Annotated in this window: 16 protein-coding genes and 1 tRNA gene; 8 read left to right on the forward strand and 9 right to left on the reverse strand. The window is 71.4% G+C overall.

What is annotated here, in order from left to right:
• From CLV43_RS49955 to CLV43_RS02880, 4 genes are all read right to left on the reverse strand, one after another.
• Complete coding sequence (locus tag CLV43_RS49955; protein ID WP_281262138.1) at nucleotides 1-129, reverse strand: hypothetical protein; 129 nt, start codon at nucleotides 127-129, stop codon at nucleotides 1-3.
• A 147-nt stretch (nucleotides 130-276) separates the two neighbouring features.
• On the reverse strand, nucleotides 277-2811 hold the full coding sequence (otsB, locus tag CLV43_RS02870; RefSeq protein WP_106185352.1) for a trehalose-phosphatase: 2535 nt from the start codon (nucleotides 2809-2811) through the stop codon (nucleotides 277-279).
• A 48-nt stretch (nucleotides 2812-2859) separates the two neighbouring features.
• Nucleotides 2860-4296 (reverse strand): alpha,alpha-trehalose-phosphate synthase (UDP-forming), encoded by a 1437-nt coding sequence (locus tag CLV43_RS02875; RefSeq protein ID WP_106185353.1) that lies wholly within the window; start codon nucleotides 4294-4296, stop codon nucleotides 2860-2862.
• 83 nt (nucleotides 4297-4379) lie between these two features.
• On the reverse strand, nucleotides 4380-5783 hold the full coding sequence (locus tag CLV43_RS02880; protein ID WP_245886086.1) for a threonine/serine exporter family protein: 1404 nt from the start codon (nucleotides 5781-5783) through the stop codon (nucleotides 4380-4382).
• A 304-nt stretch (nucleotides 5784-6087) separates the two neighbouring features.
• On the opposite strand from CLV43_RS02880, the gene CLV43_RS02885 reads away from it, so the two are divergent.
• Nucleotides 6088-6163 (forward strand) — tRNA-Thr (locus CLV43_RS02885).
• Between the two features lie 109 nt (nucleotides 6164-6272).
• Here CLV43_RS02885 and CLV43_RS02890 read toward each other — a convergent pair.
• Entirely contained in the window at nucleotides 6273-7070 is a 798-nt protein-coding gene (locus tag CLV43_RS02890) for a hypothetical protein (protein WP_106185354.1), read from the reverse strand.
• A complete protein-coding gene (locus tag CLV43_RS02895; RefSeq protein ID WP_106185355.1) occupies nucleotides 7067-7558 on the reverse strand; it encodes a SigE family RNA polymerase sigma factor in 492 nt (163 codons plus the stop codon). The genes CLV43_RS02890 and CLV43_RS02895 overlap by 4 nt, the downstream gene beginning before the upstream one ends.
• 517 nt (nucleotides 7559-8075) lie before the next feature.
• Between CLV43_RS02895 and CLV43_RS02900 the strand changes: the two genes are divergently transcribed.
• The 3 genes from CLV43_RS02900 (at nucleotide 8076) to mgrA (ending at nucleotide 10684) form a co-directional block, all read left to right on the forward strand.
• Complete coding sequence (locus tag CLV43_RS02900) at nucleotides 8076-9125, forward strand: helix-turn-helix domain-containing protein (protein ID WP_106185356.1); 1050 nt, start codon at nucleotides 8076-8078, stop codon at nucleotides 9123-9125.
• 47 nt (nucleotides 9126-9172) lie between these two features.
• Nucleotides 9173-9412 (forward strand): helix-turn-helix domain-containing protein, encoded by a 240-nt coding sequence (locus CLV43_RS02905; RefSeq protein ID WP_245886087.1) that lies wholly within the window; start codon nucleotides 9173-9175, stop codon nucleotides 9410-9412.
• Nucleotides 9413-9658: 246 nt separating this feature from the next.
• The gene (mgrA, locus tag CLV43_RS02910) at nucleotides 9659-10684 is read left to right on the forward strand and encodes an L-glyceraldehyde 3-phosphate reductase (RefSeq protein WP_106185358.1); all 1026 of its coding nucleotides are present in this window, start codon (nucleotides 9659-9661) and stop codon (nucleotides 10682-10684) included.
• 19 nt (nucleotides 10685-10703) lie between these two features.
• On the opposite strand, the gene CLV43_RS02915 is transcribed toward mgrA, so the two are convergent.
• Together CLV43_RS02915 and CLV43_RS02920 are read right to left on the reverse strand one after the other, a co-directional pair.
• On the reverse strand, nucleotides 10704-12095 hold the full coding sequence (locus CLV43_RS02915) for a sensor histidine kinase (RefSeq protein ID WP_245886088.1): 1392 nt from the start codon (nucleotides 12093-12095) through the stop codon (nucleotides 10704-10706).
• Nucleotides 12092-12790, reverse strand: a complete 699-nt coding sequence (locus CLV43_RS02920; RefSeq protein WP_106185944.1) for a response regulator transcription factor — start codon at nucleotides 12788-12790, stop codon at nucleotides 12092-12094. The genes CLV43_RS02915 and CLV43_RS02920 overlap by 4 nt, the downstream gene beginning before the upstream one ends.
• A gap of 150 nt (nucleotides 12791-12940) precedes the next feature.
• Here CLV43_RS02920 and CLV43_RS02925 point away from each other — a divergent pair, with 150 nt between their 5' ends.
• Genes CLV43_RS02925 through CLV43_RS02935 form a run of 3 tightly spaced genes read left to right on the forward strand, consistent with a single transcriptional unit; the run spans nucleotide 12941 to nucleotide 15578 of the window.
• On the forward strand, nucleotides 12941-14305 hold the full coding sequence (locus tag CLV43_RS02925) for a ferredoxin reductase family protein (protein WP_245886089.1): 1365 nt from the start codon (nucleotides 12941-12943) through the stop codon (nucleotides 14303-14305).
• Between the two features lie 11 nt (nucleotides 14306-14316).
• A complete protein-coding gene (locus CLV43_RS02930; RefSeq protein ID WP_245886090.1) occupies nucleotides 14317-14823 on the forward strand; it encodes an FMN-binding protein in 507 nt (168 codons plus the stop codon).
• 2 nt (nucleotides 14824-14825) lie between these two features.
• Nucleotides 14826-15578 carry an FAD:protein FMN transferase gene (locus tag CLV43_RS02935; RefSeq protein ID WP_245886091.1) on the forward strand — a complete coding sequence of 251 codons (753 nt, stop codon included), beginning with the start codon at nucleotides 14826-14828 and terminating at the stop codon, nucleotides 15576-15578.
• Between the two features lie 678 nt (nucleotides 15579-16256).
• On the opposite strand, the gene CLV43_RS02940 is transcribed toward CLV43_RS02935, so the two are convergent.
• Nucleotides 16257-17276: an ADP-ribosylglycohydrolase family protein gene (locus tag CLV43_RS02940; RefSeq protein WP_245886092.1), complete on the reverse strand. Its 1020-nt coding sequence runs from the start codon at nucleotides 17274-17276 to the stop codon at nucleotides 16257-16259.
• A gap of 187 nt (nucleotides 17277-17463) precedes the next feature.
• Between CLV43_RS02940 and CLV43_RS02945 the strand changes: the two genes are divergently transcribed.
• Nucleotides 17464-20283 (forward strand): AfsR/SARP family transcriptional regulator, encoded by a 2820-nt coding sequence (locus tag CLV43_RS02945; protein WP_106185360.1) that lies wholly within the window; start codon nucleotides 17464-17466, stop codon nucleotides 20281-20283.
• Nucleotides 20284-20966: the final 683 nt, after the last annotated feature.

A 20966-nucleotide genomic window follows, 5' to 3' on the forward strand; every position in this document is an offset into this window, starting at 1 on the left:
TCAGCGGCTCCGCGTGGCGTCCGCCCGTCCCTTGGGCGAGGTCCCCCGACCCGTCGACCGGCCGGTGGCCGACCGCGACGCCCGTGCGACCCGGAGCACGCGGACCTGGTGGCGGTTGTCGTCGTTCATGGCGTGTCCTCCGCTGGCGTCCGGCACGGCTGGGCACCCCCAACACGGCGCTGGGCGCGGAACGGTTCACCGGAGGTGCCCGGACATGCCCAAGGCCCCCTCAGCGGCGCTGAGAGGGCCTCAGGTGCAAGCGTTTGCCGTTCGGGACTACTCGGCCGCGGACAGCAGCTGGGCGCAGCGGATCAGGCCCAGGTGGCTGTAGGCCTGCGGGTGGTTGCCCAGCGAGCGCTCCGCGATCGGGTCGTACTCCTCGGGCAGCAGGCCGGTGGGGCCCGCCGCGTCGACCATCTGCGCGAACAGCTCCTCGGCCTCGGTGCGCCTGCCGGTGAGCAGGTAGGACTCGATCATCCACGCCGCGCACAGGTGGAAGCCGCCCTCGTCGCCGGGCAGGCCGTCGTCGCGGCGGTAGCGGTACACGGTCGAGCCGCTGCGCAGCTCGGCCTCGATCGCCGTCACCGTGGACTGGAACCGCTCGTCGGCCGGGTCGATCAGCCCGGACAGGCCCACGTGCAGCGAGGCCGCGTCGAGGTCGTAGTCGTCGTAGGCGGTGGTGAAGGACTGGGCCTCGTCCTTCCACCCGTTCTTCAGCACGTCGGTGGAGATCGTGTCGCGCAGCACCGGCCACGACGGGTCGACGGGGCGGCCGTACATCTCGCCCAGCCGGACCGCGCGGTCGATGGTGACCCAGCACATGACCTTCGAGTACACGTGGTGGCGCGGCGCGTGCCGCTCCTCCCAGATGCCGTGGTCGGGCTCGTGCCAGCGGCGGGCGACGGCCTCGGCCATGGCCTGCACCATCAGCCAGTCCTGGTCGGTCACCTCGCCGCGGGCCTCGGCCAGCTTCACGACGAGGTCGACCACGGGGCCGAAGACGTCGAGCTGGACCTGCTGGTTCGCGAGGTTGCCCACGCGGACCGGGCGGGAACCGGCGTAGCCGGGCAGCGTGTCGATCACGGCTTCCGCGCCGAGCATGGTGCCCTGCAACGTGTACAGCGGGTGCAGCCGCTCCGGGCCGGGCAGCGTGGCCAGGACGCCGTGCACCCAGCCCAGGAACGCCTCGGCCTCGGTGGTCGAGCCCACCGACACCAGCGCCTGCGCGGTCAGCGCCGCGTCGCGCAGCCAGCAGTAGCGGTAGTCCCAGTTGCGGATGCCGCCGAGCTCCTCGGGCAGCGACGTGGTCGCCGCGGCCATGATCGCGCCGGAGTCGGCGTGCACCAGGCCCTTGAGCGTCAACGCCGACCGCATGACCAGGTCGGTCTCCAGCGGCGGCAGCTTCAGCGTCTTGGCCCAGTCCGACCAGTACGCGCCCGCCCGCTCACGGCGGTCGGACTCGCTGATCGTGGCGTCCGACAGGTCGTCGGTGCCGCAGCGCAGCTCAAGCAGGATCGGGGCGCCCTCGCGCGGCCGGACGACCGCGCGCGCGGTCTCCTGGAGGCCGTCGGAGGTGATCTCCCAGTCCACGCCGGGGGAGCGCAGCACCATCGGGTCGGACGTGCCGACCACGCGCAGGCCCTCGCGCTCGCGCAGCAGCCGCACGGGCACCTGGCCGAACTCCGGCCGCGGCGCGAACGTGATCACGGCGTTGGTGGAGCCGCTGATCCGCCGGATCACGTCGGTGCGGTGCGAGGCGCTGAAGTGGTCCAGGTAGTCCGACACGAGCAGTCGGGACCACCGGGTCTCCACGATCATGGTGCCGGGCACGTAGCGCTGGCCCAGCGGCAGCGAGCCGTGCTCGGGCTTGATCGAGAAGTGGCCCGCCTCCGGGCCGCCGAGCAGGTCCGCGAACACCGCGGCCGAGTCGGGCTCCGGGTGGCACAGCCAGTTGATCCTGGCGTCCGGGGTGACCAGCGCGACGGACCGCTCGTTGGCGAGCATGGTCAGCCGCTCGATCGGCACCGCCTGGTCGCCGTGCAGCCAGTTGCGGCGCTCCTCCAGGAGGAACGCGAGCACCGTCGCGACGTCGGTGGTGTCCTGGATCGTGTACTCGGCCAGGGACTCGCCCTCGCCGACCTTGATGCCGACGTCCGGCCCGGACAGCCGGGCGAACGCCTTCTCGTCGGTCACGTCGTCGCCGACGAACACCGCGGCGGTCGCGCTGACCCGGTGCCGCAGCACGTCGAGCGCGTGGCCCTTGTCGGTCTGCACGACGGCGAGCTCGACGACGGCCTTGCCCTCGGTGACGTGGACGCCGTCCCAGGTGCACGGGCCGGAGCGGACCGCTTCGAGCACGGCCTCCCCGACCGCGGCGTCGGCGCGGCGGACGTGCACCGCGATGCTGGCGGGCTTCACCTCGAGCCCGACGCCCTCGTTGCCGTCGACCAGCTGCTCCAGCTCGGCCTCGAGCCTGCGGTGCAGGGCCTTGGCGTCGGCGTCGAGCGCGTGCACGAAGCCGACGTCGAACTCGGAGCCGTGGGATCCGACCAGGTGCACCTCGGACGGGAGTCGCGAGAGCGTCGCGAGGTCCCGCAGGGCGCGGCCGGAGATGACGGTTGTGGTGGTCTCGTGGAGTCCGGCCAGCGAGCGCAGCGCGCCCACCGACTCGGTCAGCGGGCGGGCCTGTTCGGGGTCGGCGACGATCGGTGCAAGTGTCCCGTCGTAGTCGCACGCCACCAGCAGTCGTGGGGTGCGAGCCAGCTGCACGATCGCTCGGCGCAGGTCCGCGGGGAGGGCCTCGGCGGTCAACGCCCCTCCTCTTTTTTAGATGGGACAGGTCAGGGGGTCTGAAATGATTCAGATCGCGGTCTGCGTGCCTAGGGCTTCAAGGAACGACCGCGCCCAGCGGTCGACGTCGTGCGTGAGGACTTGGCGCCGCAGGGCGCGCATCCTACGGCGACCTTCGGCGGGGTCGATGGTGAGGGCGGACTCCAAAGCGTTCTTGACACCGTCCAGGTCGTGGGGGTTCACCAGGTAGGCGCTGGTCAGCTCCGAGGCCGCTCCCGCGAACTCGCTGAGCACCAGCGCGCCACCGAGGTCGTACCTGGTTGCCACGTACTCCTTGCACACCAGGTTCATGCCGTCGCGGACCGGCGTCACCACCATGACGTCCGCGGCGCTCATGAACGCGGCCAGCTCCTCCCGGTTCACCGACTGGTGCAGGTAGTGCACGACCGGGCGGCCGACCCGCGCGAACTCGCCGTTGATCCGGCCCACGATCTGCTCGATGTCGCCGCGCATCGTCTTGTAGTGCTCGACCCGCTCGCGGCTCGGCGTGGCCAGCTGCACCATCGCCACGTCCTCCGGGTCGATCCGGCCGTCCTCCAGCAGCTCGTGCAGCGCCTTCAGCCGGACGTCGATGCCCTTGGTGTAGTCGAGCCGGTCCACGCCCAGCAGGATCTTCTTCGGGTTCCCGAGGTCTTCGCGGAGCTGCTTGGCGCGCGCCTGCACGTCCTTGCGCCGCGCGAGCGCGTCCAGGCCCGCCGAGTCGATCGAGATCGGGAACGCGCCCACGCGGACCGTGCGGTCGCCGACCTGCACGACACCGGGCCGGGTGCGCACGCCGACCGCGCCGCGGCTGGGCTCCAGGCCGACCAGGCGGCGGGCCAGCCAGAGGAAGTTCTGCGCGCCGCCGGGCCGGTGGAAGCCGACCAGGTCCGCGCCCAGCAGCCCGCGGATGATCTCCGTGCGCCACGGGAGCTGCATGAACAGCTCGACCGGCGGGAACGGGATGTGCAGGAAGAAGCCGATCTTCAGGTCGGGCCGCTGCTCGCGCAGCATCGCCGGGACCAGCTGCAGCTGGTAGTCCTGCACCCACACCGTCGCGCCCTGCGCGGCGACCTTCGCGGTCGCGTCGGCGAAGCGCTGGTTGACCCGCGTGTAGGCGTTCCACCAGTGCCGGTGGAACGCCGGGGGCGCCACCACGTCGTGGTAGAGCGGCCAGAGGGTGCCGTTGGAGAAGCCCTCGTAGTAGTCCTGGACCTCGTCGGCGCTGAGCCGGACCGGGTGCAGCTGGAGGCCGCCCTCCTCGAACGCGTCGACCTCCGCGTCGGCCACGCCGGGCCAGCCGATCCACGCCCCGCTGTGCGTCCGCAGGAACGGTTCGAGCGCGCTGACCAGGCCACCGGGGCTGTGCTTCCAGCGTTCGGTGCCGTCGGGCATCCGTTCCAGGTCTACCGGCAGGCGGTTCGCGACGACCAGGAAGTCCGCACCGTTCTCGCCAATGCTGCTCACCGGAAAAGCGCCTCCTGTATTCGGTTCGCCCAGCTTGAGGGTAGAGGGCTGGTACCTCGGGGAATGCCCCCGCGTAGCACCTGTCACACCGAGTTCACCCGAGTCGACGAAGTGCGGGTCGTCACGAACCGGCGTTCGAGGCGGCTCAGCCCGCTGCGGACCGGACGGGCGAGGTGCTCGCCGAGGACCACGCCGCCCGCCAGCGCGAGCGCGATGCCGGTCGCCAGCACGAGCGTGGACAGACCGGCGGAGTCGCCGTCGGCGGTGAGCTGGTAGAGGCCGCGGTAGATCGTCCAGCCGGGCAGCAGCGGCCCTATCCCCGCGACGGACACGACCAGCGTCGGGATCCGCAGCCGCCGGGACAGGACCGCGCCGCCGAAGCCGACCAGCGCGGCCGCGACCGCGGAGCTGGTGATCGCGTTCGTCCCGGTGACCGCCAGCAGCCCGTACGACGTCGTGCCGACCGCGCCCGCGACGGCCGCGACCAGCAGCGCCCTGGGCTGCGCGTAGCTCGCCATCGCGAAGCAGAACGAGGTCGCGGCGCCCGCGGCGAACTGCACCGGCACGTCGGTGATCAGCGCGGGCAGCGGCTCCGCGATCGACGTCTGGATCCCGAACTGCACACCGGCCCGCAGCGCCAGCGCGATGCCGGAGATCAGGCCCGCCGTGAGCAGCCCGATCTCCACCGTCCGGCCCGCCGCGGTCACGTTGTAGCCGCTGATCGCGTCCTGCACCGTGCTCACCAGCGACAGCCCGGACAGCAGCACCACGATCCCGACCGCGACCAGCATCGACGGCCGCACGCTCGGCAGCAGGTCCGTGGCGTACATGACCAGCGCGGCACCGGTGGCCAGCCCGCCGCCGACCACCTGCTGGAAGAAGAACGGCAGGTTCCGCCGGTTCAGCACCCGGCCGACCCGGTCCAGCACGGCCGTCACGAACGCCGCCGTCAACGCCAGCAGCAGCCCGCCGCCGACCAGCACAGCGACCCCCGCCGCCATCCCCGCCCACGCCGCCGTGGCGACCCAGCGCGGGTACGGGTGCGGCGCTGTGGTGATCCGGTCCAGCTCCCCGTAGGCGTCGCGCGGCGTGATCGTGCCGCCCTTCATCCGGCCGATCAGCAGCTCCAGCTCGGCCAGTCGCGTGAAGTCCAGGCTGCGCGACCGCACCACCCGCAACGTGGTGATCGGCGCCGCCTCGGTACCCCGGTGGCAGCAGACCGTGATCGCGGTGAACGTCACGTCCACCTCGGTGTGGGGAAGGCCATACGCGGCCGTCACGTCGATGATCGTGGCCGTCACGTCGGCCGCCCCCACCCCGCTCGCCAGCTGCGCCTCGCCCACCCGCAGCGCCAGGTCGAGCACCAGGTGCACGGTCGGCTCGTCCAACGGCGCGGGACCGAACACCGCCGCCGGTGGTTTCCGCTGGTCGATGCCGGTCTTCGGACTGCGGCGCAGCCAAGACGGCCGTGCGCGACCCAGGCTCACCCGGAGCCACCTCCTCTGGTTGTCATCCCGACCCAACAGGCCGCCACGCCGACCGGCGCACACTTCCGCTTGTGTTGTCCGCCACCCCTGAACGGGTTACCCAGGCAGGGGGAACCGGTCACGCAGAGTTGATCATGTAGTGGTCTTGGTCAGGTGCTCTGTGCAGCGGTTTCACGTTTGCCGCCCACTGCTCCGGACGGGACGAAGGCTCCATTCGGACCAGTCGACACGCACTTGGACCACACCGTTCGCCGCAGGTGGCACCCACTGCGGGCGCTTAGGATGTCCCAGGTCTCCAGGCCAAGCCGGTGTAGCTCAATTGGCAGAGCACTCGCCTTGTAAGCGAAAGGTTAGGGGTTCAAGTCCCCTCACCGGCTCCACCCCTGACCAGCGGGTTCGCTGGCCAGGGACGGATCGGTGATCCGGACGGGTCTCAGTCCGGGTCTCATGCGTCCTGGTGGCACCGCGTGCGGGCCACCGCGGACCTCGTCACCACTTGTCGGAAGTGACGATCGCCTTCAGCTGGTCGAGGGTCAGCGGCGGCCGCGGCGCGTAGACCTCACCGCCCGGCGAGTTGATCTCAGCACCCGAGGGGTCCCCCTGGTTGCTGATCTGGATGACGACCACCGTCCCGTCGGTCCGCTGGAGGGACGCCAGGTACGACGCCGCGCCGGGAGCCCGCTGCGCGGTCCCGGTCGCCAGCCGGGAGCCGTCGGGCAGCGTGCTGACGTCGCAGTCGATGCGGGGAAAGCCGCACCACATGCCGGACGCGGAATCGCCGGGGCGGATCATCAGGACGAAGCTCCCGGTGACGCCCGCGGAGGTCAGGGTCCCGCTGACCGCCGCGTGGGTGGTGTCGTCCGCGACCTCCGGCGACAGCGGCGAGAGCGACACGACCGATCCTGGCTCCGGCGGCGGTTCCGGGCGGTTGTCCGAGGGCGCGGGAGTGTTCGCCAAGATGTCCTTCCGGGTCACCTCGAACGTCGCGGTGTCGCCGAGCACCACCCTGAACCGGGCGATCAGGTCATCCGGCGAGTGGGGGACCGGACTGCGCGTCGTGGTCGTCGACGAGGCGCTCGGCGGGCCGGCGACGTGCGTGCCGGAGTCGCCCGGCGCCAGCCACACCGCACCCGCGACCAGGCCCGCCACCGCGACGACGGAGGCCGCGACGGGGACCAGCCGCATGGCCCGCCACGGCCGCACGACCGGAGCCGTGCCCCTGGCCGCGGCGTCGGCGCGCCGCTCCAGCTCGGCGAAGGCGTCGTGGAGGGTGCGCAGGTCGTTCATGAGGTCTCCTGGAAGTCGGGGGCGCTGGCGGTGAGGTCGACGCGCAGAACTTTGAGCGCGCGGTGGATCTGGCTGCGCACCGTCGGTTCCCGGCAGCCCAGCTGTGCGGCGATCTCCCTGTCGGACAGGCCCGCGTAGTAGCGCAGGACCACGGCCGCGCGCTGCTTCCTGGGCAGGCCTGCCAGGCGGCGGACCATCGCGTCCCGCTCGGCCCGCTCGTCCGCGCCGTCGGAGACGACCACCGGCTCGATCGCGGCGCGCAGGGACGTGCGGCTCAGCCTTCTGCGCCACGACAGGTACTCGTTGACGACCATCCGCCGCACGTAGGCGTTCGGCTCGGCCATCCCCGAGATCCGTTCCCAGCGCTCGAACGCCCGGCCCAGCACGTCGCTCACCAGGTCCTCGGCCAGCCATGTCCGGCAGGTCAGGACCGTGGCGAACCGCATCAGCGCGGGACGCTGCCTTGCCACGTATTCAGCGAACTCCATCGGCCACTCCCGATCGTCGACCCGACCTCGATTGCGCACCCCTAATGCGGAAGTGACCCCGTTCGTTGCATCCAGCCTCCCAACGGCTGGGGACGGGGTTCGCGGAAGTCGGTCGCCCCGTGCCCCGCACTAGTGCCTCGGCGGTGCCGCGACAACCCGTTGGACGCCGTGGGATCGGCTCCGAGCTGGGAAGACGTTCCCTGTCCTGCTGTCCGAGGCGCCGGAGCGCCCGCCGCGGTCTTCGCGTGCGCGAGTGCACTGGGACGGTGTGGGACGGGGCCGTTGGACGGCCGTCCGAGCCGTGGGACGCCGCTCCGACCAGCGACGATCGCCGATCACCGTGGAACAGGTGGGAGAACGGTGGTATGGATGAGTCCCGCGTGAGCAGGGCCGACTGCGAGCGCACAGGCGCCGCTGGTCGGTGACTGGAACGCGGTGGCGCCCCCACCGGAGAGGTGCCGACGGGGGCTCGCCGCACGGGGGGTCCGACCCGAGCATTCAGGGGGGTGTGACGGCCATGACGTCACCGCGTCCGGTCGACGGCGAGCGGCGGTTACCCGCCGAGGTCTTCCTCGGGGCCGTGCGCTCCCGGATCAGGCGGTCCGGCCTCGCCGTCACGGAGGTCGCGAGGGACTGCGGGCAGCCCGCGCACGTGGTGCGCGACGCGGTGCAGGGGCGGGTGGGCGAGTGGGCGCTCTACCGGCGGATCCTCGAGGTGTGCGGCGCGGACAAGGCGGCGGTCGCCCAGCTGCACGGCGAGTGGCGGCGCGCGAGGTCCGGGACACCGGCGTCGAACGTCGTGCCGATCTCGTCCAGGACCCACGAGCAGGCGGACGGGGAACCGCCCGCGATGCCGGTGGAGGACCGCGAACTGCGCGCCACCACACCGCGGGAATTCATCTCCGTGCTCCGGCTCGTCCAACTCCGGTCGGGTTTCTCGCCCGCGCAGATAGCCATCCGGTCGAACATCCCGCGCAGCACCGCCTACCGGTTCGTCGACAACAAGAAGAACACCGCCCTGCCGACGAAGGTCGAACAGGTGAAAGCGTTCCTCGTCGGTTGTCGGCTACCCGAGAACCAGGTGCGGAAGGTCGTTCTGCTGTGGACGGACCTGCGCGAGGTCGAATCGGAGAACCGGTCGTCGGCCGATACCGGGGTTGACCACCCGACCGTCCTGGAAAGCGCGGACGGAAAAGCCGACCGGCCCGAGACCGCGGATTCGCTGCGGTGGCTGGCCGACGAGATCGTCGAGAGGTCGGGCGGTCCGGCGGGCTCGCCCGCCGAGCTCCTGCGGTGGGTACTGGCCGTGGTCTACGTCCTGGTGACCACCGCCCTGGCCGCCGTGCTGGTGATCGCCACGAGCGGGTGGGCGGCCGGGACGCAGGTGCTGGCGATCATGCTCGTCTGCGCGTTGTCGGCCGGGCTCGCCGCGTCTTGGTGCACGAACGTCGGTCGCTGGACCGCGAGGGCGCCCCGCACCGGGCGGCCGCCGTCGGACGGCGGGCTGGTCGTCGAGAGCCAGGGGGCCGCGCCCGCCGTGATCGGCCTGGAGAAGTGGTCGGAGTGACCCGACCCGCGTCTTGGGTCCGCGGCAACGGCCTGTGAGGGGGAGTGGTGCACATCTTCGAGTCGCTCAGCAAACGCGAACACGAAGTGCTCGCGGTTGTCGCCAAGGACAAGACCGACCGCGAGATAGCCAATGAGCTAGGAATACGCGAGCGCACCGTCCGGGCCCACGTGAGCCGGATAATCCTGAAACTCGGCGTCGCTTCCAGAGTGGGTGCCGCGGTGGCGCACGTGGAGTGGAAAATGCGCTCTGAGTTCGACACGCGGACGGGCGGGTCGGCCGGTTAGTCGACAATCGCCGATCCGCCAGTGGCGATAACGCCAATGGAAGTGGTCCAGTGGAGGTGCCACGATGGTGCGGGGGGACGGACGGGCCGGTTCCGGTGGCGGGAAAGATGGGGGAATTCCGCACACCGGCCTGGCAGGTCCGGAATGGGGGGATGGCGGGGCCCGGACGCGATCGCGTCCGGGCCCCGCCGCCGTCGCACCCCCCGCCGGACTGCCCTGGTCGGGTGGACGTGACATCGTGGGGGCATGGCTTACCTGGCGGAAGAGTCGCGTTACGAGCGGATGAGCTACCGCAGGTCCGGGCGCAGCGGGTTGAAGCTGCCCGCGATCTCCTTGGGTCTGTGGCACAACTTCGGGGACGACCGGCCCTACGAGCTCGGGCGGGCGATCGTGCGGCGGGCGTTCGACCTGGGCATCACGCACTTCGACCTGGCGAACAACTACGGGCCGCCCTACGGCTCGGCGGAGACGAACTTCGGGCGGCTGGTGGTCGACGACCTGAAGCCGTACCGGGACGAGCTGGTGATCTCGACGAAGGCGGGCTACGACATGTGGCCCGGCCCGTACGGGGACCACGGGTCGCGCAAGTACCTGCTGGCGTCGTTGGACCAGTCGCTCGGGCGGATGGGGCTCGACTACGTCGACATCTTCTACTCGCACCGGTTCGACCCGGAGACGCCGCTGGAGGAGACCGTCGGCGCTCTGGTGAGCGCGGTGCAGCAGGGCAAGGCGCTCTACGTCGGGATCTCGTCGTACTCGGCGACCAAGACCCGCGAGGCGGCCGAGCTGCTGCGCCAGGCGGGTGTGCCGCTGCTGATCCACCAGCCGTCGTACTCGATGCTGAACCGCTGGATCGAGCCGGACCTGCTGGACGCGCTGGAGGAGGTCGGCGCGGGCTGCATCGCGTTCTCGCCGCTGGGCCAGGGCATGCTGACGGACAAGTACCTCGACGGCGTGCCGGAGGGCTCGCGGGCGACGCAGGGCAAGTCGCTGTCGACGGACCTGCTGTCCGACGAGAACCTGGCCCGCGTGCGCGCGCTCAACGGGATCGCGTCCTCACGGGGCCAGTCGCTCGCCCAGCTCGCGCTCACGTGGGCGCTGCGCGACCCGCGGGTCACGTCGGCGCTGATCGGGGCCAGCTCGGTGAAGCAGCTGGAGGACAACGTGGCCGCGCTGGACGCGCCGCCGCTGACCGAGGACGAGGTCGCCGAGATCGACAAGCACGCCGTCGAGTCCGGCATCGACCTCTGGGCGCCCTCGCACGCGGTCTAGCGACGCCCAGTCCGCCGGTCTACGCCGGCAGCCGGATCGTGAACGCGGTGCGGCCGGGCTCGCTGTCGACCTCGACGGTCCCGCCGTGGGCGGTGACCAGGGACTGCACGACGGCGAGCCCGAGCCCGCTGCCGCCCCGGTTGCGGGCGCGGGAGTTGTCCACCCGGTAGAACCGGTCGAAGATCCGCCCCCGGTCGCCTTCGGGGATGCCCGGCCCGGAGTCGGTCACCGCCACACCGGTGGGGAACACGCGCAGCCCCACCTCCGTCCCCGCGGGGGTGTGCACGGCGGCGTTGGTGAGCAGGTTGTCGATCACCTGCCGCAGCCGCATCGGGTCCGCCCGCAGCCGCACCGGCCCCGCGCCGAGGTCCTTCGTCAGCGGGTGGTCCGGGTAGGCGGCGGCGAACGCGCTGGCGGCGTCCTCGGCCAGCTCGACGAGGTCGACCTCGCGCACCCGCAGCGGTGCCTCCACCTCGGCGGAGTCCAGCCGGGCGAGCAGCAGCAGGTCGTCGAGCAGCACGCTCATCCTGGCCGCCTCGTCGCGCATCCGCTCCAGGTGCGCCTCCCGTTCGGCGGGCTCGTTCGCGGCCGCGTAGCGGAACAGGTCGGCGTACCCGCGCAGCGACGTGAGCGGGGTGCGCAGCTCGTGCGAGGCGTCCGCGACGAACCGGCGCAGCCGCTGCTCGGCGGCGGTGCGAGCGGCCAGCGACGAGTCGATGTGGTCCAGCATCGTGTTGAACGCCGTCCGCAGCTCCTCGACCTCCACGCCGCCGCCCTCGCCGGACGCGCGCACGGGCAGCCGCCCGGTGTCGGTCAGGTCGCGGGTGGAGATGGTGTGCGCGGTGTCGGCCATGTCGCTCAACGGCCGCAGCCCGCGCCGCAGCACACCCCGTCCGATCAGCACGAACGCCACCAGCGCAGCCAGGAAGACCACGACCTCCAGGCTGATCAGCTGGCGCAGGATGCTGTCGCGGTCACCGGTGGGGGCGGCGCTGACCAGCACGAGGTCGTCGACGACGGCGCAGGCGCGGACCCGGTAGGTGCCCTCGCCGTCGAGGTGCACGGTCCGGTAGAGCTCGCCGCCGTTGACGTCCCGCGCGACCTCGCTCACGTCCTCCAGGTCCTTGGGCTGGTCGCCGTTCTTCACGTCGACGGCCTCGCCGTGCACCGTGAAGACCATCGAGTACCAGCCCTGCGGCACCTTCTTCACGTTGCCGTAGGCCTTGACCGTCTCGGTCTCGGCGAGCTGGGTGGCCCGCATCTGCTCGTCGAGCTTGCCGTCCAGGTAGCTCCGCATGCTGGTGGCCATGACCGTGCCCACGGCGGCGAACACGACCAGCGCCAGCGCGCCGAGGCCGAGCACCAGCCGGGTGCCGAGGCGGAGCCTGCCGAGGCGGAACCGGTCTCTCACGAAGAGGCCTGCCGGAGCACGTAGCCGACGCCGCGGATGGTGTGGATCAACGGCTCCTCGCCGTCGTCGAGCTTGCGCCGCAGGTGCGACACGACCAGCTCCACCACGTTGGAGCGGCCGCCGAAGTCGTACTCCCACACGTGGTCGAGGATCTGCGCCTTGGTCAGCACCGCGGGGGAGCGGCGCATCAGGTAGCGCAGCAGCTCGTACTCGGTGGGCGTGAGCGTGATCAGCCTGGTGCCGCGGCGCACCTCGCGGGTGTCCTCGTCCAGCGCCAGGTCCGCGACCTTCAGCACCGACCGCTGCCACGCGGGACCGGTGCTGCGGCGCAGGACGGCGCGCAGCCTGGCCATCAGCTCCTCGACCGAGAACGGTTTCACCAGGTAGTCGTCGCCGCCCCTGGTGAGGCCCGCGACCCGGTCGGCGGTGCCGTCGCGCGCGGTGAGGAAGACCACGGGGACCATCGTGCCGGCCTCCCGGAGCCGGTCGAGGACGGAGAACCCGTCGAGGTCCGGGAGCATCAGGTCGAGCACCACGATGTCGGGGTGGAAGTCGGCCGCTTCCTTGAGCGCGGCCTCGCCGCTGCCCGCGGTAACGGCGTTCCACCCCTCGTAGCGGGCGACCGTCGCGACCAGGTCTGCGATGTGCGGCTCGTCGTCGACGACGAGCAATCGAACCGAATCGGCCTTGTCCACGTGCACATGGTGAGGCACCGCTCCACCGGGAGCGAGGCGATCGGACACCTCCACGCCGATCAACAGCTAGTCGACAGCGTTCGCTCAGTCGGCGCTCAGCTGGGCCACGGAAGCTACGGACCAGACGAACGGCCAAGAGGAGACCGCCCCGTGACCACCGTCCAGATCCCCGTCGACCGGGCGCCCGCCCAAGCGGGCGGTGCGAGTCCGAAGGTCGTCGCCCGCACCGGCCTGTACGCGCTGATGGCCGCGAACGTCGCCGTGGTCACCTACTTCTTCGGCCAGAGCGGCTTCGGCACCAACGCGCTGATCCTCATGGGCCGGGTCACCGGCCTGTACGGCACGCTGGTGATGGCGTTCCAGTTCATCCTGGTCGCCCGGCTGCCCTGGTTCGACCGGCGGCTCGGCATGGACCGGCTGACCACCTGGCACCGCTGGACCGGGTTCACCCTGCTCTGGCTGCTGCTCTCGCACGCGGTGTTCATCACGCTGGGCCACGCGCAGCTCGCCGACCTGCCCCCGGTGACCGAGCTCGTGGACCTGGCCACCACCGTCGAGGGCGTGCTGCGGGCGGTCGTGGCGCTGTTCCTGATCATCGTGATCGGCGGCGTGTCCGCCCGGTACGCGCGGCGCCGGATGGCCTACGAGACCTGGCACTTCATCCACTTCTACGCCTACGTCGCGGTGGTGCTGGCGTTCACCCACCAGATCGCCGCGGGCTCGACGTTCAACACCTCCGAGCCCGCCACGGCGTACTGGTGGGGCCTGTGGACGTTCGCGCTCGGCTCCGTCGTGGTCGGCCGGTTCGGGCTGCCGCTCTACCGCAACCTGCGCCACCAGCTGCGGGTCGCCGCCGTCGTGCCGGAGGCGGACAACGTGGTGTCGATCTACATCACCGGCCGCGACCTGCACCGGATGCCCGCACGGGCGGGCCAGTTCTTCCTGTGGCGCTTCCTGACCCGCGACCGCTGGTACAAGGCCAACCCGTTCTCGCTGTCCGCCGCCCCGGACGGGCGTTCGCTGCGGTTGACCGCGAAGGCCGCCGGTGAGGGCAGCGCGAGCCTGCGGTACCTCAAGGTCGGCACCCGCGTGTTCGCCGAAGGTCCCTACGGCGCGTTCACCGCGATGCACCGCACCAAGCCCAACGCGGTGCTGGTCGCGGGTGGTGTCGGCGTCACGCCGATCCGGGCGCTGCTGGAGGAGCTGCACGGCCACGCGGTCGTGCTCTACCGGGTCCGCGACCCGCGCGACGCCGTGCTCCTGAACGAGCTGCGGCACCTCGCGCTCGTCCGCGGCGCGGTCCTGCACCTGCTCACCGGCCCGTCCGCCGCCCCCACGCCCCGCGGGCCCCTGCTCGCCCCGCACAGCCTCGCCGCGATGGTGCCCGACATCCGCGACCGCGACGTGTTCGTCTGCGGCCCGCCCGCCATGACCGACGCGGTGATGACCAGCCTCCGCGAGTTGAAGGTCCCCAAGCAGCAGGTGCACGCCGAACGCTTCAGCATGGCCGGTTGAGGAAGGACGACATGAGGATCCACAGGGCCATCCCGCTCGTCGTGCTGTCGATCGCCGGGCTCGTCCCGCTCTGGCTGTACGACCCGACGGCGACGGAGACCACCGAGGTCGCCGCCGACGTCGGCATCGTGCCGGAGGCGCAGACGCAGACCAGTACCGAACCGCCCACGACCACCACGTCCAAGCCCGCCGACTCCGGTTACGGCACCACGGCTCCGCCCACCACGACGACCAGGAAGCCGACCACGAGCGCCGCCGTGAAGACGGTCAACGGTCCGGTGGTCAAGACCGTCCACGGCGACGTCCAGGTGCAGGTCACCTTCACCGGCGACAAGATCACCGCCGTCAAGTTCCTGAAGCAGCCCAACACCGGCCCCACCAAGATGGCCGCCCCGCTGCTGATCCAGGAGACCCTCAAGGCGGGCAGCGCCGACATCGACAGCGTGTCCGGCGCGACCCAGACCAGCGAGGGCTACGTGAAGTCGCTCCAGGCCGCCATCGACGCCAAGGGGAACTAGCCGTGCTCACCGGTCTGCGCAGGGTCGAACAGGTCATGGGGCTGCCCGTCTCGGTGGACCTGCGCGACGGCGACGAGCGGACCCGCCACGCGGTCGACCGCGCGTTCGCCTGGCTCCAGGAGGTCGACCTCCGCTTCAGCCCGTTCCGCTTCGACAGCGAGGTCTCCCGCCACGGCCGCGCGGAACTGGCGCCCGAGGAGTTGAGCGACGAGCTCGCCCACGTCATCGACCTCTGCGACCACTACGAGCGCAGCACCGGCGGCGCCTTCACCACCCGCCTACCCGACCACGCCTTCGACCCCTGCGCCATCGTCAAGGGCTGGGCCGTCCAAGGCGCCGCCACCATCCTCCAGGACGCGGGCGCCCGCCGCTTCTGCGTCAACGCCGGCGGCGACGTCGTCACCTCAGGCGAACCCGAACCCGGCCTCCCCTGGCGGGTCGGCGTCCGCCACCCCGACCACGCCGACCAGCTCTGCGCGGTACTGGCCCTCCGCAACGGCGCCGTGGCCACCACGGCGAACTACGAACGAGGCAACCACATCATCGACGGCCGCACCGGCCAACCAGCCCGCGACCTCCTCAGCATCACCATCACCGCCAACGACCTCATCACCGCCGACGCCGTCGCCACCGCCGCCTTCGCCATGGGCACCGAAGGCATCACCTGGGCCGCCACCCAACCGAACTGCGAAGTCTTCGCCATCAACTCATCCCGCCACGTCTTCCGCACCCCAGGCCTACCCATCGCCACCTAATCCCCCCGATGCGAAGCGAGCAGCCACCCCACCCCCGTTGGGCGCAGCCCGCCAGCGCGCATCCGGCGCGGAGCGCCTGGGGCCTCGTCGGCGCCAGCCGATGCCTTGTCCGCCGCGAAGCGCGGATGCCTTGTCCGACGGCGAAGCCGAGGATGCAGTGTCGAGCGCAGCTCGATGCTGGCGAAGCCAGACTCCCCCTCTGCCCCCGATCCACAGCGCCCTCCTGCCCGACCTTCGTTGTCAAGACAGCTTTATCGTCTTGACAACGAAGGTCGGGCATTGAGACAATCGCGCGCCGGGGGCCGGGCTTCGCGCGGTTGCCCACAACCCACCGGCTTCCCTCTTCCCCTTGCCCCCCACCACTCCCAAGCCTCCAAACCGGACACCCCTCACATCGGAGCGTCGACCGGGGGTGACGGTACGCACATGCCTCTGCTATCTTGCTGTGCAAGGGAGTTCTGCTCCCCTCCACGGATGTTGATCAAGAGCAAGTCGGGTTTCGCGCTCGGGGTGAGACCCGAACTGCTGTGGACCAACCCGTGGAAGGCCGGCCCCGCGCACTCGTATTCGGGAACTTGTGCGCGGGGCCGTCCTCCTATCCGGACGCCTTTCCAGACCTCCGAACCGGACACCGAACCGGACACGGAACCAGTCACCGGACCAGACGCCCGGACCCCCTCACAAGTACCGCGACTCGTCGAACTCCTCCCCCGACGCCGACCTCCCCAGGTCCCGCCCCAGCTCCGTCAACTCATCCACCAGCTCCAGCCCGACGAGCCAATCCCTTGGCAGCACAGCGGTTCCGTGCAGAGCTCCCAGGATGTTCCCGGTCAACGCCGCCGTCGCGTCACTGCCGCCGGAGTGGTTCGCCGCGGCTCGCAGCGCGTCCACGAACTCGGACTTGCGCGGGTAGACCAGGACTGTGTGGACGGCTATCGCCAGCGCCTCGGGCCCGGTCCACCCGCTGCCGAGCCGGTCGACCCGCACCGAGTCCAGGCCCAGTTCGCGGTGTTCCTCGGCGAACACGACGGCCCGGTTCAGCGCGTTCGCGGTGTACGGGTCGTCGCGCAGCACCCGGCCGATCACCTGGTCCACCGCTTCGCGCACCGGGCGGCCGCGCACCGCGAGCAGGTGGATCAGCAGCGCCATAGCGCCGCCGGACACCCACCCGCCGGTGCCGCCGTGGGTCAGCGCGGCGAACCGGCAGCCCAGGTCGTAGGCGATGGCCGCGCTCGGCGCGAACCCGGCGGGCGCGGTGCGGGTGACCCCGTTGCAGCCCGACGACTCGTTGTGCGGTGCCTCAGGTGTCGGCGGCACGTCCGCGGCCAGCGCCCGCAGGCACGTCAGGCCGGGGGAGCGGCTGGAGTACAGCCGCTCGTTGGCCAGCAGCCCGACCGCTCCGGGTTCGGGCGCGGCGATCTGCTGGGTGACCAGCCACCGCCGGTAGCTGTGCCAGACGGTCTCGATGGGCTCCCAGGCGCCGGTCTTGCGACCGTGCACGTACGCCCGCAGGTACCCGTCCGCGGTGAACAGGGTGAGCTGCGTGTCGTCGGTGACCAGGGCGGGCCGGGGTGGCGCGATCACGCCCTCCGGGCCGTGGTCGCGCTGGATGTCGGCCCAGCCCAGGTACTGCACCGGTGCGCCCAACGCGTCGCCGAGCGCACCTCCGAGCAGGCACGCGGCTCCACGGTCGACCACCGCCAAAGGGTCGCGCGGCACATGCCCTCCTGCTTTGCCGGTCGTGAGTCCAGAACCCTAGTCGTCCCGGCGCCGATCGTTGATCGCGACGGGCGTTCCCGAACCAAGTTCGTCCGGCAGGTATCTGACGCAGGCGTGGCGACACCTGACCCAGTGACCGGTCGAACACGGAACGCGGGAGGTGGGCATGGCTGAGGGCGACCACGGCGCACCCGGCGCCCGCGGCCGGACCGGTCTGGAGTTCGGCGTGCTCGGCCCGCTGCAGGTGCTCGCCGACGGTCGTCCCGTGGTCCTCGGGCGCAAGGGGATGCGCGGGCTGCTCGCCATGCTCGTGCTGGACGCGAACCGGGTCGTGCCCATCGACGAGATCGTCGACCGGATCTGGGCCGAGGACCCGCCCGCGACCGCCCGCACGATCGTGCACGGGTACGTGTCGAAGCTCCGCAAGCTGCTGGAGGAGGCCGACCCGACCGGGTCCGCCTCGATCCTGACCAGCCCGCCCGGCTACCAGCTGGAGATCGACCCGTGGCGCCTGGACCTGCACCGGGCCCGTCAGCTGATCTCCTCGGCGCGGGGCAAGCCCGCCGCGATGCGGGCCGGTCTGCTGCGCGAGGCCCTGGGCCTGTGGCGCGGCCAGGTGCTCGCCGACGTGCCCGGCAACCCGATCACCACCGACCTCGACGAGCTGCGCATGTCGGCGTTGGAGGAGCGCATCGAGGCCGAGCTGGAGCTCGGCCGCCACCTGGAGCTGGTCGGCGAGCTGCGCCAGCTGGTCACCGAGTACCCGTTCCGCGAACGGCTCGTCGCCCACTCCATGCGCGCCCTCTACCGGTCCGGCCAGCGCGCCGACGCCCTGGAGGCCTACCAGCGGTTCCACCGGCGGGCCGTCGAGGAGCTCGGCATCGACCCCGGCCCCGACCTGCGGCTGCTGCACGAACGGGTGCTGCGCGACGACCCGGTGCTCAGCGACCCCGGCGCCGCCGACCGCCGCTCCCAGGAGCCGCGCCCCGGCGTGGTCGTCCCGCAGCAGCTGCCCGCCGCGGCCAGCGGGTTCATCGGTCGCGGCGCCGAGCTGGCCTGGCTGGACCGGCTGTGCGAGCAGCGCGACCTCATGGCGACCACCATCGCGCTGATCGACGGCGCGCCCGGCATCGGCAAGACCGAGCTGGCCGTCACCTGGGGGCACCGGCGCGCCGAGCTGTTCCCCGGCGGTCTGCTGTTCGCCCCGCTGCACGGCTTCGAGGGCGACCGCAGGCCCGTCGAGCCCACCGAGGTGCTGGCCAGGTTCCTGCACGCCCTCGGCGTGCCCTCCGACGCCGTGCCCGACGACCTGCCCGACCGGGTCGGCCTCTACCGCTCGCTGCTGGCCCGCCGCCGGGTGCTGGTCGTGCTCGACGACGCGTGGGACCCCGACCACGTCCGGCTGCTGCTGCCGCCCGGCGCCGGGTCGGTGGTGCTGATCACCAGCAGGCGCAAGCTCGAGGGCCTGGTCGTGAGCAACAGCGCCCGGCTGCTCACCCTGGGCAGGCTCAGCGAGGCCGAGTCGATCGACCTGGTCGACGAGGTCGTCGGCGAACCGATCTCGAAGTACGACCCGGTGTCCGCCGGGATGCTCGTCGAGCTGTGCGGGTACCTGCCGCTGGCGCTGCGCATCGCCGCGGCCCGGCTCGCGATGAGTCCGGAGTGGACGATCGACGAGCTGGTAGCCGAGCTGTCCGACGACAGCAACCGGCTCCGGACGCTGGAGCTGCCCGAGATCGGCGTCCGCCGGGCGCTGGAGGTCTCCTACCGGTCGCTGGCGCCGGAGCTGGCGGGCGCGCTGCGCGCCGCGGGACTCGTGCCGGGGCGCTGGGTCAGCCCGCACGCCGTGGCCGCGATCTGCGACACCGACGTGCCCACCGCGGGCTCCCGGCTGTCCGACCTGGCCGACGCGCACCTGCTGGAACAGCCGTGGTCGGGCGGGTTCGTGCTGCACGACCTCGTCCGGCTGTTCGTGCGCGAGGTGACCGGAGACCCGGCCGCGCGCACGGCGGCGCTCCAGGCGTTGATGGAGCACTACCTGGCCGCGTGCGACCACGCCCGGAGGTTGATCAGACCGAGCAAGGACGGCCTGTCCTTCCCGGCGCCGTACTCCTACGACCGGCCCGCCACGTCCGCGGAAGCGCTTTCCTGGTTCGACCGGGAGTGGCCGAACATAGTGGCCCTGGTGCACGCGGGAGCGGAAACGGGGCTGCACAAGCAAGTCTGGCAGCTGGTGCGGCTGGTCCACACCTACTGCCTGGCCAGGACGGTCGTGCGCGAATGGGTCGCGCTCGCCGGGTTCGGGCTGGCGTCCGCGCGGGTGAGCGGCGACGAGCTGGGCGAGCTGTTGCTGCTGCACGCGGTGAACGCGACCAGCGTCCGGTTCGGCATGCTGGCCTCGTCGCTGGCGGACGCGCGCCGAGCGCACCGGATCGCGGTGGGCCTCGGGGACCCGCGGTACCAGGTGCTGACGCTGGGACAGCTGGCGAACGCACTGGCGGCGGTGGGCGACCACGAGGAAGCGCTGCTGCGGCACTGGGCGTCGATCGACCTGGCCAAACGCGAAGGGGACGTCCTGGGGCAGGCGACCGGGCTGAACAACATCGCCCAGGTCGAACAAGCGCTGGGACGACGGGAAATCGCCGCGGCACACCAGTTCCAGGCGATGGAGATCTACCACCGCAGCGGGGACGAACGGGCCTACGTGCTCGCGGTGAACAACCTCGCGGAGCTGTACGTGGAACTCGGGCGCCTCGGCGAAGCCGAGGACTACGCCCGCCAAGGCGTCGACCTGGCCCACGCGGGGGCGATGCCGTTCGAAGAGGCGTTCGGGCGGCAGGTACTCGGTTCGGTGCTGGCGCGGAGAGCGGAAATGGTAGCCGCGCAAGCGGAACTCACCGAATCGCTGAGGCTGTTCGAACAGGTGGGATCACCTCGGGCGGTGCTGGTGAGAACGGCCCTGGAGGTCTTGACCTCCGAGGTTTAGCGGGTGTTTAGCGCGACGGGGGCCGGGTCTGGCAACTTGGAGTCGGGCGCTGATCACCTGAGCTGATCAGGGTCCGGGGTGGCACTTGAGGGGGGAACTCAAGGGGGGAGCCACCCGCGGTGGCCGGCCGGCATTCGGGGGAGAGTGCCGGCCGGTCATCTTTTTTGTGGTTCGGGTCTTGGTGGGGTTCGGTTCCGGCTTGGCTCGGCCTTCGGTGAGGCTGGTTCCCGGTGGGCCTTGGGTCCGGTGGAGTCTGGCTCCTGGTTGCGTGGTTCCCGCCTCCGCGAAGCTCGGCTCTGGCTTAGGTCGGCCTTCGGTGAAGGTTGCTCCCGGTGGGCCTTGGGTCCGGTGGAGTCTGGCTCCCGGTTGAGTCGTTCTCACCCCCGCGAAGACCGGTCCTCTTAGTCCGGCCTTCGGTGAAGCTTGCTCCTGGTGGGTCCTGGGCCCGGTGGAGTCTGGCTCCCGGTCCCGTTGTTCCCGCCCCTGGTGAAGCCCGGCCCCCGGCGCGCGATTGTCTCAATGCTCCACCCTGCTTTGTCAAGACGGTGAAGCTGTCTTGACAAAGCAGGGTGGAGCAGGAGGGCGCTGTGTATCGGGGGCAGGGGTAGGTCTGGCTTCGCCAGCATCGAGCTGCGCTCGACAAGGCATCCTCGGCTTCGCCGTCGGACAGGGCATCCTCGGCT

This window comes from Umezawaea tangerina (genome assembly GCF_003002815.1).
Taxonomy (GTDB): Bacteria; Actinomycetota; Actinomycetes; order Mycobacteriales; family Pseudonocardiaceae; genus Umezawaea; species Umezawaea tangerina.

Bases quoted from the DNA above. Each gene is read 5' to 3' on its own strand.
- CLV43_RS02890 (WP_106185354.1), bottom strand. From the start codon at position 7,070: ATGAACGACCTGCGCACCCTCCACGACGCCTTCGCCGAGCTGGAGCGG.
- CLV43_RS49955 (WP_281262138.1), bottom strand. From the start codon at position 129: ATGAACGACGACAACCGCCACCAGGTCCGCGTGCTCCGGGTCGCACGG.
- CLV43_RS02945 (WP_106185360.1), top strand. From the start codon at position 17,464: ATGGCTGAGGGCGACCACGGCGCACCCGGCGCCCGCGGCCGGACCGGT.
- CLV43_RS02895 (WP_106185355.1), bottom strand. From the start codon at position 7,558: ATGGAGTTCGCTGAATACGTGGCAAGGCAGCGTCCCGCGCTGATGCGG.
- CLV43_RS02900 (WP_106185356.1), top strand. From the start codon at position 8,076: ATGACGTCACCGCGTCCGGTCGACGGCGAGCGGCGGTTACCCGCCGAG.
- CLV43_RS02930 (WP_245886090.1), top strand. From the start codon at position 14,317: ATGAGGATCCACAGGGCCATCCCGCTCGTCGTGCTGTCGATCGCCGGG.
- mgrA (WP_106185358.1), top strand. From the start codon at position 9,659: ATGGCTTACCTGGCGGAAGAGTCGCGTTACGAGCGGATGAGCTACCGC.